This window comes from Pseudomonas grimontii, from assembly GCF_007858185.1.
GTDB classification, from domain to species: Bacteria; Pseudomonadota; Gammaproteobacteria; order Pseudomonadales; family Pseudomonadaceae; genus Aquipseudomonas; species Aquipseudomonas grimontii.
This window is the reverse complement of sequence record NZ_VFES01000011.1, coordinates 115,133-128,321: the sequence shown is the minus strand read 5'-3', so window position 1 is coordinate 128,321 and position 13,189 is coordinate 115,133. Positions and strand designations below refer to the sequence as shown.

The following is a 13,189-nucleotide window of genomic DNA, read 5'->3' as shown; positions in this document are numbered from 1 at the left end:
ATTTGTCATGACCGATGCCATTCGTTACGAAAAAGGCCAGGACCAGATCGTGGTGCTGACCCTCGACATGCCCGGCCAGAGCGCCAACACCATGAACGCCGCGTACCGCGACGCGATGGCGGCCACCGTCGCACGCCTGCAAGCGGAAAAGGACGACATTGCCGGTGTGGTTATCACCTCGGCGAAGAAGACTTTTTTCGCCGGCGGCGACCTCAATGAACTGATCAAGGTCGACAAGGCTCACGCCAAGGATTTCTACGACAGTGTGGTGGTGTTGAAGGCGCAACTGCGCAGCCTGGAAACCCTCGGCAAGCCGGTGGTGGCCGCCATCAATGGCGCAGCCCTCGGCGGTGGTTGGGAGGTCTGCCTGGCGTGTCATTACCGCGTCGTGCTGGATGACAAGTCGGTACAACTCGGTTTGCCGGAGGTCACCCTCGGCCTGCTGCCGGGCGGCGGTGGCGTGGTGCGTATGGTGCGCATGCTTGGGCTGGAAAAAGCTTTGCCGTATTTGCTCGAAGGCAAAAAAGTCCGGCCCCAGCAGGCGCTGCAAGCCGGGTTGGTGGATGAACTGGCGGCGGATCGCACTGAACTGCTGGCCAAATCCCGCGCCTGGATTCTCGCCAATCCGCAGGCCAAGCAGCCGTGGGACACCAAGACTTATCAGATTCCCGGTGGCACGCCGTCCAGCCCGAAAGTTGCGCAAATGCTCGCCATCGCACCGTCGATCTTGCGCAGCAAAACCAATGGCTGCTTCCCGGCCCCGGAGAAAATCCTCTGCGCCGCCGTGGAAGGCGCGCAGGTGGATTTCGATACCGCGCACCTGATCGAAACCCGCTACTTCACCGAACTGGTCACCGGGCAGGTGGCGAAAAACATGATTGGCACCTTCTGGTTCCAACTCAATGAAATCAACGCCGGCAGCTCGCGGCCTCAGGGCTTTGCGCCGTACGTGACGCGTAAGGTCGGGGTGCTTGGCGCCGGGATGATGGGCGCAGGCATCGCCTATGTCAGCGCCTGCGCGGGCATCGATGTGGTGCTCAAGGACATCAACCTGGCGGCCGCCGAGAAGGGCAAGGCGCATTCGATGGCGCTGTTGGACAAGAAGGTCAGCCGTGGGCAATTGACCGCCGAGCAGCGCGAAACCACCCTCGCGCGGATTCATCCTACGGCTTCGGAGGCTGATCTGGTCGGTTGCGACCTGATCATCGAGGCGGTCTTCGAAGATCGTGAACTCAAGGCCAAGGTCTCGGCTGCCGCACACCGTGTGGTCGGCGCCGATGCGGTGATCGCCTCCAACACGTCCACCTTGCCCATCAGCGGCCTGGCCACGGCGGTGCCGGATCAAGGCAAGTTCATCGGCCTGCATTTCTTCAGCCCGGTGGACAAGATGCCCCTGGTGGAAATTATCAAGGGCGCCCGCACTTCGGACGAAACCCTGGCCCGGGGGTTCGATTTCGTCCTGCAAATCAAGAAAACTCCGATCGTGGTCAACGACAGTCGTGGGTTCTTCACTTCGCGGGTGTTCGGCACCTTCACCCATGAAGGCATCGCCATGCTGGGCGAAGGTGTGGCTGCGCCGATGATCGAGACCGAGGCGCGCAAGGCGGGTATGCCGGTAGGGCCGCTGGCGGTGTCCGACGAAGTGTCCCTCAGCCTGATGAGCCATATCCGACAGCAGGCTGCCAAGGATCTGCAGGCTGAAGGTAAAGCAGTGCCGAGCCATCCGGCGACGGTGGTGATTGATCTGTTGGTGAACGAGTACAAACGCGCGGGCAAGGCGGCGGGGGGCGGTTTCTACGAGTACCCGGCGGGCGGGCAGAAGCATTTGTGGCCTGAGTTGAAAGCGCGCTTTGAGCGAGCCGACCAGCGGATTTCAGCGCAGGATGTGCGCGACCGTCTGCTGTTTATCCAGGCCATCGAGACCGTGCGATGCGTGGAGGAGGGCGTGTTGATGTCCACCGCTGACGCCAACGTGGGGTCGATCTTCGGGATTGGCTTTGCCGCCTGGAGTGGTGGCGCGTTGCAGTTTATCAACCAGTACGGCCTCAACGACTTTATTGCCCGCGCCCGCTACCTGGCCGAACAGTATGGGGAGCGGTTCTCGCCGCCGGCGTTGTTGCTCGAAAAAGCCGCACGAGATGAAGTGTTTCGGTGATCAAAGAGCATCCAGCGGGGCTTGCCTTGGAGGGGTATTTCAAGGCAGGCTCTGGGGTGTGCATTATTCCCATCACCGTGTCAGGTATTTTTTATGTCGCTACGCGTCTGTATCCTGGAAACCGATATCCTGCGTCCAGGCTTGATCGATCAGTACCAAGGGTATGGGCAGATGTTCAAGCGCCTGTTCTCCAAGCAGCCGATTCCTGCCGAGTTTGTCGTGTACAACGTGGTGCAGGGCGAATACCCGTCGGACGACGAAGTGTTCGATGCCTACCTGGTGACCGGCAGCAAGGCCGATTCCTTCGGCACCGACCCATGGATCCAGACCCTCAAGACCTACCTGCTCGAACGCTATGAGCGTGGCGACAAGTTGCTGGGCATCTGCTTCGGCCACCAATTGCTGGCGCTGCTGCTGGGCGGCAAGGCCGAGCGCGCCGGCCAGGGCTGGGGCATGGGCATTCACGATTACAAACTGGATACCAAGGCGCCGTGGATGAGCCCCGAAGTGCCAGAGCTGACGCTATTGATCAGCCACCAGGACCAGGTCACGACCTTGCCGGACAACGCCACGGTCATCGCCTCCAGCGAGTTTTGCCCGTTCGCCGCGTACCACATCGGCGACCAGGTGCTGTGCTTCCAGGGGCATCCGGAATTTATCCATGACTATTCCCGCGAGCTGCTGGAGATTCTTCAGACAACCCTGGGTGAAAAAGTCTACACAAACGGCGTAGCCAGCCTGGCGCGCGACCACCACGGCGTCACCGTGGCGGAATGGATGATGCGCTTCGTGGCGCACAAGCCCGAGGCCCGGGTTTAAAGCCAGCCCGAGCGCTTGAAACTGGCCCACAAGCCCGTGCAGCCGAACGCAATAAACCCGAGCACTGCAAAATAGCCGTAGTGCCATTGCAGCTCGGGCATGTTCTGGAAGTTCATCCCATAAATCCCCGCCACTGCGGTGGGGAACGCCAGGATCGCCGCCCACGCGGCAAACTTGCGCTGCACCACGCTCTGGCGCGAGGCCTCCAGCAACACACCGATCTCGATGGTCTGGCTGGCGATGTCGCGTAGGGTGGTGAGGTCTTCCATCTGCCGTGTCACGTGGATCTGCACATCACGGAAATACGGGCGCATGTTCTTGTCGATAAACGGGAAGCTCAGCTTCTGCAGCTCCTGGCTGATCTCCACCATCGGCGCCACATAGCGCTTGAGCCGCAGTACATCGCGGCGCAGGCCATGGATCTTCTGGATATCGCGCTCGCTCAGCGAGCTGCACAATACGTTGTGCTCCAGTTCATCGATCTCGGCGTGGATCGCTTCGCTCACCGGCTGGTAGTTTTCGGTGACGAAATCCAACAGTGCATACAGTACGAAATCTTCCCCATGCTCCAGCAACAGCGGGCGCGCCTCACAACGCTGGCGGACAAAGCCGTAGGACGCCGAGTGACCATTGCGTGCGGTAATGATGTAGCCCTTACCGGCAAAGATATGGGTCTCGATAAACTCCAGCTTGCCGTTCTCGCGTACTGGTGAATAGGTGACGATAAACAGCGCATCACCGAAGGTTTCCAGCTTGGGGCGGCTGTGTTTTTCCAGGGCGTCTTCGATGGCCAATTCATGCAGGTTGAACTGGCGTTGCAGGTTGGTCAGCTCCTGGGCGTTGGGCTCTTCCAGGCCGATCCACACAAAGTGCCCGGGTTTGGCGGCCCAGGCCGCGCCTTCGTCGAGGGTAATATCAGTGACTTTCTTTCCGGCGCTGTACACGGCGGCCGCAACAACTCTACCCATGGTGCTGATCACTTCTTATTAGGGGGACAGGTGTTGGGCAGCTTAGCTGGACGCGAGTTCGATTGTTGCCGAGGATTGCAGTGCACGGTCCATGGCCGTGATGCACTCATCCATCTGCGCCTGACAGGTCTGCATCAACTGCGGGATGTCATCCGAAGTCAGGCCCACAGTAGGAATCGGTGGCAACGAGCGTATGAGCACATCACCGCTGTTCCAGCGATTAAGCCGCATATGGGTGACGTAATTGCTGACACACACCTGCACGATGGGCACGCCAGCGGCGATGGCCATATGAAACGCGCCTTTCTTGAACGGCAACAGGCCTTTGCCCAGGTTGCGCGTGCCCTCCGGAAACACCCAGATCGACGTGTCTTGATGCTGCAACGTATGAGTGGTGGTGAGCATCGCGCGACGTGCCTTGTGTGCATTGCCGCGGTCGATCAGCACATTGCCCGCCAGCCAGAACAGCTGGCCGAACAGCGGGACCCATTTCAGGCTCTTTTTGGCGATACACACAGTGCGATGGGGCACGACGGTGCCCAACACAAACAGGTCATAGTTGGACTGGTGGTTGGCGATGATCACGCGCGTGCCCGGCTTGTTGCGCAGGGAGTCGACATCGGTCTTCACCTTCAGCCGCAGAATCCACATGGCCGGCAGCGCATAGAGGCGCGCGCACAAACGACTGTTGTCCGGGTTGAACGGCCGGCAGGCCCCGAGCAGGACGCCCAGCACACCGGCGACCATAAAGTGCAGGCCCATCAATAACATACGTAACAGAAAAAGCATCGACACGGCCCATCGTGACAAAAGGTGGCGCAGTGTACGGATGTGCACTGTATTCGGCAATTGTCCCTAAAGAGGTAGGAGATGGGCGATGTTTAAGCACATGTTTCAATATGTACCAACATAGGCAGGCTAGAGCGGCTAAAGATGTTTCGGATTAATTTGTAAGAAAAAGCCCGGCGCAAGGTCGGGCTTTGATGTTTCGGTTGTAGGTATTAACTCAGGATATGGCCCTGATCCTGGATGATTGCCTCATCCAACGCCTCCAGCAGCGCCTTACGCACCTTCAGTTTGGTGTGCTTATGCGCGTTCATATTCAGTTTCTTCAGCTGACGCGCCGCTTCCAGCGCTGCTGCATGCAGCTCTTCAGGTACCACCACCTTGTCGAGGAAGCCAGCCTGCAACGCGCCCTGCGGGTCAAACATCTCGGCATTGATCACCGACCGATGAAACGCCGACTTACGCAAACGGTCCCGCGCCAGCTCGATACCGGCGTGGTGCATGGTCATGCCGATCGCCACCTCATTCAGGCCAATGCTGAACGGGCCTTCCACCCCAATCCGATAATCCGCCGACAACAACAGGAAAGCCCCCTTGGCCACCGCATGCCCAGGGCACGCCACAATCACCGGGAACGGGTGCGACAACAGGCGGCGCGCCAACGTCGAACCCGACGTCACCAGGCCGATCGCCTCTTTAGGGCCGGCCGTCATCACTTTCAAGTCATAACCACCCGACAGAATCCCCGGCGTGCCGGTGATCACCACCACCGCCCGATCTTTCTCGGCCTGGTCCAGCGCTGTATTGAACGCACTGACCACATCCGGAGAAATGGCATTCACCTTGCCGTTGCTCAGGGTCAGGGTCGCGATACCGTCTTCGAGGTGGTAAGTAATCAACTCACTCATGACGCGGTTCCTTGTAGGATTTGTTATAGAGAGGCTGTTTATAGAGGCACATGCACAGACGTTACCCACCACGCCCGCCCCGGTAAAGCACCATGACTGACTGCCCAGTCAGACTTTTCCCGCAGGGTGAGCGCTGGAAGGCCTGGGGCAGGGCGCAACACCCGCCCCAGACGCAGGCCGCCCATGCCCAAGAATGGCAGAATCACCACCCCTTGCCGGGCCAGTACCGGCATAGCCGTCTAACCGCATGAAAATTCTGAAAAAAACCTTTGCCATCAGAAAGGCTTTCGACTACATTAGCGCGCCTCGACAGACTGAACTGGTTTGACGAGATACGGTGAAGTGTCCGAGTGGCTTAAGGAGCACGCCTGGAAAGTGTGTATACAAGAAATTGTATCGAGAGTTCGAATCTCTCCTTCACCGCCACATTCTGAAAACGCAAACCCCTGATTTTTATAGAGAAAGTCGGGGGTTTGTGATTTTTGACGTCTGAAAAATGGCCATATGGGACAGATCTGGGACAGATGGGGGGGGGCTGGCTCAAGAATGAGCCCCATCTCGTCTGCTGCTCTGTCGACTATAGATATGCAGGAGTTGCCCAAATGGGCGGCAACAGAACGAAGCATAGATAAAGCAACGTTCGTCCACGCAGCTAAGAAATAGGTGGTTCCTTCTGTCTGTTTCGCGCTAGAAATAGTAGGGCTTTCACTAGAGAGCGTGCTTTGCAGGCCTGTAATAAAGCACGAGACCCCTACACAGCCGACTTTGACAAATGCTATCGTTATGCCTTCATGCGCTAGGTGTCAAAGATACCGAAAGAATTGCATAAGCTAGGTTGCTTACAGAGAAAGCATCTATAGCTGTGAAAGCCGAAGCTTCATATTTTAAAGGATTAATTTGTGCAAGAAATACTGACAGTCAAGAATTTCGTAGTTATCAAGAAAGCCGAAATTGAACTAAAGAAAATAAACATAATTATTGGTCCACAAGCCAATGGCAAAAGTTTATTGGCTAAGCTCACTTATTTTTTCAAAAGTATCCCTGCTATTTTTATTGAAAGCATTCGATCCCTAGATAGCAAAAGGGAGCTGGATGCTGGAATACTTAGTCAGTTTGAGTCGAGATTTCCACGTTATTCTTGGGATGGTACTAGCTTTACAATACAGTACGTGGCGGGGGAGTTTACGTTTGTTATTGAAGGGAAAGCTTCTAAAAAGGGAAAAACTCAGTTAAAGCTGAGTTACCCTGAATCCCTTCTGAAATTATTTAATTCTAAGAAAATTTCTTATAAGAGAAAGAGAGAAGGTCCGCAGTCTGATGATCCATTTATGGATGATTGGAGGATTATGAGTAAATATGTTACAGGTCCACTTCAGGCAGAATATGACTTTTTCAAAGGTCAGCCTATTTTTATTCCCGCTAGTCGAAGTTTTTTTGCAAACTTACAGAAAAATATATTTACTTTTCTTGCGTCAAGTTTAGAAATTGACCTGTTTTTAAAAGATTTCGGGCGTATGTATGAGCAATCTAAACGCTTTTATACTGACCCTTATCTAGTGACAAGATCGCTTCCTGTAATTGAGCGTCATAAGGATCTTGTTGAATCTATTATGAGCGGGACTTATAAGTACGAAGATGATCAAGATTGGCTTATATCGAAGGGGCGTAAAATAAATCTAGCAAATGCCTCGTCGGGTCAGCAAGAATCATTGCCAATGCTTCTCGTATTAATGATATGGCCCTCTTTGAGGGGCAGCGAACCCAACGATATGTATTTCATTGAGGAACCGGAAGCCCACCTTTTCCCTACGTCTCAGAGTCGTGTCGTATCGCTGCTCTCCAGAATTCAGCATGATTGCTCCAGCAGCTTCTTTATTACTTCCCACAGTCCCTACATACTCTCTGCTTTTAATAATTTGATCCTTGCTCAGGATACAATAGACTTGGGGCGGATCTCTATTGATGAGTTCATAAAGGTTAATGGTCCAAGTCAGCCGATTAAGTTTGAGGATGTTTCGGCTTATACGATAGATAATGGTGTGTCCAATCCTATTGCTGATCCTGAGTATCGGATGATTGGTGCTGATATGTTAGACGGCATATCAGAGCATTTCGAGAGGGTTATGAATACCTTGTTGAGTAGCGAGGCTGAGCAATGAACTATATGCTTTGCACTACCACGACGACTGATCCGATAATTGTTTTTAGTGAAAATAGAAGCCGTATTTCTGTATTGAATAATAATCGTATTGAGGTTCAGAAAATTCAGGTGGATGGTTGTCTTATTGATGCTCATTTGGAAAAATGTGACTGGCTATTTTGCTACGAAGATAACACAAAAAAAGCCGTGTTTATTGAGCTTAAAGGATGCGACTTAGATAAGGCTATTTCGCAGCTGAGGTCAACTATTGGTCATACGAGAGCAAACTACTCTGCATATAGGAAGGAGTGCTACGCCATCACCACTAGAGTTCCTAAGCACGGTGCGTCAACGAGAAAGCGTAGTATCGATTTTTTCAATCAAACAGGTGCGACACTCTCCATCAAAAATTCTCCATACAGTATTAGCATTTAGCGTATTAATTTTTAGGGGGGCACTTCTTACGTTCACGTCTGGACGAAAGAGTGCCGTAAGAAGTCAATAACCTACCCCTAAAGCTTCAACGCAAGCTGCAACATCCCGACCACATCCGGCCCGTCCTCATTGATCCACGTCCCATAGTGCTGACGGATCATGTTCCCGTTGGTATGCCCCATCTGTTCCGCGATCCAGTCTATCGTAAGCGCTCCATGAACCCCACATTCAAAGGGCTTAGCTGATCCCGGATGCTGTGCTCCCGATTCCCTTAGGAGCCAGCCCGCCATGATGCGACCCGATGCTAAAGTCGAAAAAGTCTATCTCTACCCCAAGCCCGTCGACTTTCGAAAATCCATTGATGGCCTGGCGGCGCTGGTCGAACTGGATATCAAAGTCGCGGTATTCGACCCTGTGCTTTTCGTCTTCCTCAACAAGCCACGCAACCGCGTGAAGATTTTGTATTGGGAACGCAACGGGTTCTGCCTCTGGCTCAAGCGCCTCGAATCCGAACGATTTAAAACATCGCCCGATGCCAACGATGAAGCGATCATCCTGACCGTCCAGGAACTGAACTGGTTACTTGATGGTTTTGATCTGTGGCGCAACCGTCCTCATCAGGTTTTGACGCCTCGATACGTGGCCTGATTCGGTATAATCCAGGGCATGATTTCCATGCCCGAAAACCTCCCCGATGATCCTGAATTGCTCAAGCAGATGCTTGCGAAGATGCAGTCCAGAGTCGGTTTCCTCGAAGAAGAAAACGCACTGCTGCGTCAGCGCCTGTTCGGACGCAAGTCCGAGCAAACGGCTGATCCGGCAACGCCGCAGTTGGCCCTGTTCAATGAGGCGGAAAGCGTCATCGAACCCATTGATGAAGCCGCAGAAGAAGAGGCTGTTGCGCCTACCCAGCGGCGTGGCAAACGCAAACCGTTGCCGGCCGATCTCCCCCGCATCGAAATCATCCACGAACTACCCGAACATGAACTGACCTGTGTCTGCGGCTGCCGCAAACACGCCATCGGCGAGGAGCTCAGCGAGCAGCTTGAAATCGTGCCGATGCAAATCCGCGTGATCAAACACGTCCGTAAGGTCTACGGTTGCCGTGCCTGTGAAACGGCACCGGTTACTGCGGACAAGCCCGCTCAGTTGATTGAAAAAAGTATGGCCAGCCCAAGCGTGCTGGCGATGCTGCTGACCACCAAATACGTGGACGGTTTACCGCTTCACCGTTTTGAAAAAGTGCTGGGCCGCCATGGCATCGATATCCCGCGCCAGACCTTGGCCCGCTGGGTTATCCAGTGCGGTGAACACTTGCAACCACTGTTGAATTTAATGTGCGACCGGTTGCTGGAAAGCCGCATCATCCACTGCGATGAAACCCGCGTGCAGGTGTTGAAAGAGCAGGATCGGGAGCCCAGCAGCCAGTCCTGGATGTGGGTGCAAACCGGCGGCCCACCCGACAAACCAGTGATCCTTTTCGACTACTCCACCAGCCGGGCTCAGGAGGTGCCGACGCGCCTGCTTGATGGCTATCGCGGCTACGTGATGACCGATGATTACGCCGGTTACAACGCGCTGGGCGCGCAGGAAGGAGTGGAGCGTTTAGGCTGCTGGGCGCATGCACGGCGCAAATTCGTCGAAGCGCAAAAAGTGCAGCCCAAAGGCAAGACGGGTCGTGCGGACATCGCGCTGAACCTGATCAACAAGCTTTATGGCATCGAGCGCGACCTACAGGCCGGCAACGACGGCGAGCGAAAAACCAGTCGTCACGCGCACAGCCTGCCGGTGCTGGCTCAGTTGAAAAGCTGGATGGAAAAGACCCAACCCCAGGTCACCGCTCAAAACGCCCTGGGCAAAGCCATCAGCTACCTAGCGAGCAACTGGAACAAACTTGAACGGTACGTCGAGGAAGGTTACTTGCCGATCGACAACAACGCTGCCGAACGCGCCATCAGGCCCTTCGTGATCGGAAGAAAGAACTGGCTGTTTAGCGACACCCCCAAAGGTGCGACGGCCAGCGCTCAACTTTATAGCTTGATCGAGACTGCCAAAGCCAATGGCCAAGAGCCCTATGCGTGGCTGCGCCACGCACTTGAGCGCCTGCCGACGGCTTCTTCGGTTGAGGATTACGAAGCTTTACTGCCCTGGAACTGCTCGCCGGTATCGCGTAGTTAAACGCGCTATCCATCTTGCTGGCTGGTAGGGTTTACGGTGAGCTTAAAGAATACGAGAGGAGCAACGATCATGGAATATGACAATAAACTGATTGAAGAAGCCGTGCTGGCTCTGTTGGCAACCTTCAGTTTTGATAACGGTAATGCTTGGAAAGGGTTCGACTTCGAGACCATGAGCCGATTACATGAACATGGTTTCATCAGTAATCCGGTAAACAAGAACAAATCGATTTGGTTGACGGCTGAAGGGTTGGAGCAAGGTCGGCAGATAGCCGACCGGTTGTTTGGGGTAGGAACCCAAGGGGAGCATGTATCCGAGTCGGATACCTGACTTCATACCACGGACTTGGGATAAAGATAAACTTTTTCGACTTTGGCGTCGGGACGCATCATGAGGTGCTGGCTCCAGAAAGAGATCGGGAGCGCAGCATCGGGCTTCAATGGGCGGCTTTGAATGTGTGGGTGATGGATCGGTTACGGAAAGCCGAGGTCAGCGGGGAGCTTGTGATAATGAATTGGGAGCCGGCTGCATTGGGGGGGACTATTCTAATTAACGTATAAAACTGAGCCGCCTAATTAGCAGGCGGCTTTTTATTGAGTATATAAACACAACTCTTTCAGCGCTTAACAGAATGGGGGGCTGGCTGTGGCTTTACCTTCTTTGGCTTTCTTGTGTAGGTGGTTTTCAACTGGAGATAGCTTCTCTCGTAAGTATCAAGTAATGAAAACATGAGTCTGTCAATTGCGTCGTGTTTTTCAGGGTTTCTTAGTTTCTGCAATAATTTGCAGAGATAGCGAGCTGGTAACTTTATTATTAGAGCAGAGTGAGAGCGGTGCATTTCACGCACCCAGTCAAGTTCGTTTCCCGTCATGTGTTCATCTTCATCCCGGGTAATGATAAAGCCGAGTTTTCCGTGTGTACCAGTCAAATATGATTGTAACTGTCTATATTCATCAGATCCTATTCCTGAATAGTTTTTTGCGTCAAATACTACCTGGCGTGCTTTGTAGTCCTCCTGTACGCGCCTCCAGAAGTCAGAAATTGCTCGATTGGTGCCGACTATGTCTCGTCTTTGAACGGCTGCTCCATTAGGGGAGAGTTCTAAATTTATAAGATGTGATGCAAAGATAATTCGCAATGTGTCGAGACACCAAAGTTCGAAATCTTTAGCGCCCTCTCGACCGGTTGGGATTTTCTCGAGCTGCGCAATAGTTTGTCCGATTTTTATTTTACGTATTTCTGGTGTAATTGACTGTACAACAATGTCGTATTCATCATTTATCTCTTCGGCCTCTTCTGGCGCGAGAGCATTTCGACTTAAGTTTAGTCCAAGCCAGTAGCAAGGATGTATCAAGATTTTGTCGGATATATCAAAACCTTTATCCGGTGTTCTTCCGTCATGGCAAAATGAAAATGCGGAAGTGCTGCTGTCATGTGTTCCGATGAAGCCTACGCTGTAAAGTGATTGCAATAGTCCGCTGGACTGTAAAATTCTTGTCTCAGCTAAGGCCTCATGGTTATCAGTTTCTTCTGATTGTTCTACATATCGTTCAATCATCTTCGTCGCGATTCCTACAAGCAGCTCTGGCTCTCCATCTTTGAAAGCGCTCGTAACGAGCTGTATTGATGGGAAGATTTTTGAATATTCTTTCCATAAGTCTTCAAGCCTCGCAACCGAAATGGATTGAGCCGCATGATCTAAGTCCTCAATTACTGCTGTGGAGCGGGAGTTTCTGGCAGCGCAGAAAAAAGCTTCATTCAATAATGAAAGTAAGTCCCTGGGTCGATATAAGGTAAATTGGAGACATTTTTTAAAGCCTTCTCGACCTTGAAGCTCTCCAGCTGTAACTCTATCCCAGATGCGTTGGTCCTTCTCAATTGTGATGTTGAATGAAAGCTTCATTCGAGTCGTTACAAGTGTAAGAAGCTGGGCCCAGTCCCAGTGAAGTCTGATGACTTGCCCCTCTATATTTCTTGAGTAATCTGGGTCTTCTTTGGCTAACGTTCTGTAAATATTATCACGTAAGAAAATTATTGGTCTGATAAGGTGGGACTTTTTGTTTAGTTCTATTGCAGCATAAGTTAGTCCGGCAATCATACCTATACCTACGGCATCCGACTCATAACCTTCATCTAGCCTATCCATCAAAACCGCTACTCGGCGATCAGCTTTCTCAAACAAAGCAAGTGCCTTCTCCTCCACCTGACTGATTTCTAAATTTCCAGGCAAATCGCCAACTGTTTCTTCAGGAGAGTTGGCATTTAAAAATTGCTTGGCAATGCCTCGACATTTTGTAAGGTACCCTCCTTTAGATTCGTTCCACCTTGTTAGGTGCTTGTTGAGCAGGCTGTCTCTCTCCAAGTGTGAGGAAAGCTTGTAGTTTGATGAGATGTAATTTGTCATCTCCATCAATATCGTATATTTCCATAATAACTTTGTCACAGCTCTCGCAAGATTGAATGATTCTGAAAATGGTCGAAGTAGCGATCTAAATCCAATTATTTCAGTGTCATCAGGAGAGAAGCATAAAACAACGACTTTTTTATCTTTTTTCCAATGTTTTTGTAGCTCTAAATAAAGCGCGCTTTTCCCCGTGCCTCGACGGCCGACTACCACAGTTCTGTCATCCGATTCTATTAACGATCTGAAGTCCGCAGTTGCGACGAAAGCATCCGAAAGCATTTTTCCATCGTTTTCTGCAGTCGTATCACCTAGTGAGTTCGGACGGATCAGCGGTGCCATGCTGGTCATTGGGGGGCTCTCCTTAGCAATTATTTTTATAGGTCTAGACGTCGGAAC

Annotated in this window: 11 protein-coding genes, 1 tRNA gene and 1 pseudogene; 8 read left to right on the top strand and 5 right to left on the bottom strand. The window is 52.5% G+C overall.

All coding sequences use genetic code 11. The features are described from left to right. The first annotated feature begins 7 nt into the window (after window positions 1-7). Together FIV39_RS18150 and FIV39_RS18145 are read left to right on the top strand one after the other, a co-directional pair. Window positions 8-2,155 carry a 3-hydroxyacyl-CoA dehydrogenase NAD-binding domain-containing protein gene (locus FIV39_RS18150; RefSeq protein WP_090400382.1) on the top strand — a complete coding sequence of 716 codons (2,148 nt, stop codon included), beginning with the start codon at window positions 8-10 and terminating at the stop codon, window positions 2,153-2,155. Between the two features lie 93 nt (window positions 2,156-2,248). Further along, the gene (locus FIV39_RS18145) at window positions 2,249-2,974 is read left to right on the top strand and encodes an amidotransferase (RefSeq protein WP_090400381.1); all 726 of its coding nucleotides are present in this window, start codon (window positions 2,249-2,251) and stop codon (window positions 2,972-2,974) included. On the opposite strand, the gene FIV39_RS18140 is transcribed toward FIV39_RS18145, so the two are convergent. The 3 genes from FIV39_RS18140 to FIV39_RS18130 form a co-directional block, all read right to left on the bottom strand. Next, window positions 2,971-3,942 carry a magnesium and cobalt transport protein CorA gene (locus tag FIV39_RS18140; protein WP_090400380.1) on the bottom strand — a complete coding sequence of 324 codons (972 nt, stop codon included), beginning with the start codon at window positions 3,940-3,942 and terminating at the stop codon, window positions 2,971-2,973. The two genes, FIV39_RS18145 and FIV39_RS18140, sit on opposite strands and share 4 nt — an antisense overlap. 42 nt (window positions 3,943-3,984) lie before the next feature. Beyond that, the gene (locus tag FIV39_RS18135) at window positions 3,985-4,731 is read right to left on the bottom strand and encodes a lysophospholipid acyltransferase family protein (RefSeq protein ID WP_090400379.1); all 747 of its coding nucleotides are present in this window, start codon (window positions 4,729-4,731) and stop codon (window positions 3,985-3,987) included. A 212-nt stretch (window positions 4,732-4,943) separates the two neighbouring features. Further along, window positions 4,944-5,636: a crotonase/enoyl-CoA hydratase family protein gene (locus FIV39_RS18130; RefSeq protein ID WP_090400378.1), complete on the bottom strand. Its 693-nt coding sequence runs from the start codon at window positions 5,634-5,636 to the stop codon at window positions 4,944-4,946. 336 nt (window positions 5,637-5,972) lie between these two features. Here FIV39_RS18130 and FIV39_RS18125 point away from each other — a divergent pair. From FIV39_RS18125 to FIV39_RS18115, 3 genes are all read left to right on the top strand, one after another. Next, a tRNA-Ser gene (locus FIV39_RS18125) sits at window positions 5,973-6,062 on the top strand. 473 nt (window positions 6,063-6,535) lie between these two features. Then, complete coding sequence (locus tag FIV39_RS18120; RefSeq protein WP_090400377.1) at window positions 6,536-7,795, top strand: AAA family ATPase; 1,260 nt, start codon at window positions 6,536-6,538, stop codon at window positions 7,793-7,795. Then, window positions 7,792-8,211, top strand: coding sequence for a hypothetical protein (locus FIV39_RS18115; RefSeq protein ID WP_143513829.1), 420 nt, complete (start codon window positions 7,792-7,794; stop codon window positions 8,209-8,211). Before FIV39_RS18120 ends, FIV39_RS18115 begins: the two co-directional genes overlap by 4 nt. A 77-nt stretch (window positions 8,212-8,288) precedes the next feature. On the opposite strand, the pseudogene FIV39_RS33740 reads toward FIV39_RS18115, so the two are convergent. Then, window positions 8,289-8,426: pseudogene (locus tag FIV39_RS33740) on the bottom strand (site-specific integrase); the annotation flags it as partial. Window positions 8,427-8,499: 73 nt separating this feature from the next. Here FIV39_RS33740 and tnpB point away from each other — a divergent pair. From tnpB to FIV39_RS18100, 3 genes are all read left to right on the top strand, one after another. Next, window positions 8,500-8,859: an IS66 family insertion sequence element accessory protein TnpB gene (tnpB, locus tag FIV39_RS18110; RefSeq protein WP_052966798.1), complete on the top strand. Its 360-nt coding sequence runs from the start codon at window positions 8,500-8,502 to the stop codon at window positions 8,857-8,859. An 18-nt stretch (window positions 8,860-8,877) separates the two neighbouring features. Beyond that, window positions 8,878-10,389: an IS66 family transposase gene (gene tnpC / locus FIV39_RS18105; protein ID WP_090400376.1), complete on the top strand. Its 1,512-nt coding sequence runs from the start codon at window positions 8,878-8,880 to the stop codon at window positions 10,387-10,389. Window positions 10,390-10,458: 69 nt separating this feature from the next. Continuing rightward, entirely contained in the window at window positions 10,459-10,719 is a 261-nt protein-coding gene (locus FIV39_RS18100) for a DUF6429 family protein (protein WP_090400375.1), read from the top strand. A gap of 286 nt (window positions 10,720-11,005) precedes the next feature. Here FIV39_RS18100 and FIV39_RS18095 read toward each other — a convergent pair whose 3' ends face one another. After that, window positions 11,006-13,141: a P-loop ATPase, Sll1717 family gene (locus tag FIV39_RS18095; RefSeq protein ID WP_244176214.1), complete on the bottom strand. Its 2,136-nt coding sequence runs from the start codon at window positions 13,139-13,141 to the stop codon at window positions 11,006-11,008. Window positions 13,142-13,189 lie beyond the last annotated feature (48 nt).

Bases quoted from the DNA above. Each gene is read 5' to 3' on its own strand.
- FIV39_RS18150 (WP_090400382.1), top strand. From the start codon at position 8: ATGACCGATGCCATTCGTTACGAAAAAGGCCAGGACCAGATCGTGGTG.
- FIV39_RS18145 (WP_090400381.1), top strand. From the start codon at position 2,249: ATGTCGCTACGCGTCTGTATCCTGGAAACCGATATCCTGCGTCCAGGC.
- FIV39_RS18140 (WP_090400380.1), bottom strand. From the start codon at position 3,942: ATGGGTAGAGTTGTTGCGGCCGCCGTGTACAGCGCCGGAAAGAAAGTC.
- FIV39_RS18135 (WP_090400379.1), bottom strand. From the start codon at position 4,731: ATGCTTTTTCTGTTACGTATGTTATTGATGGGCCTGCACTTTATGGTC.
- FIV39_RS18130 (WP_090400378.1), bottom strand. From the start codon at position 5,636: ATGAGTGAGTTGATTACTTACCACCTCGAAGACGGTATCGCGACCCTG.
- FIV39_RS18115 (WP_143513829.1), top strand. From the start codon at position 7,792: ATGAACTATATGCTTTGCACTACCACGACGACTGATCCGATAATTGTT.
- tnpB (WP_052966798.1), top strand. From the start codon at position 8,500: ATGATGCGACCCGATGCTAAAGTCGAAAAAGTCTATCTCTACCCCAAG.
- tnpC (WP_090400376.1), top strand. From the start codon at position 8,878: ATGATTTCCATGCCCGAAAACCTCCCCGATGATCCTGAATTGCTCAAG.
- FIV39_RS18100 (WP_090400375.1), top strand. From the start codon at position 10,459: ATGGAATATGACAATAAACTGATTGAAGAAGCCGTGCTGGCTCTGTTG.
- FIV39_RS18095 (WP_244176214.1), bottom strand. From the start codon at position 13,141: ATGACCAGCATGGCACCGCTGATCCGTCCGAACTCACTAGGTGATACG.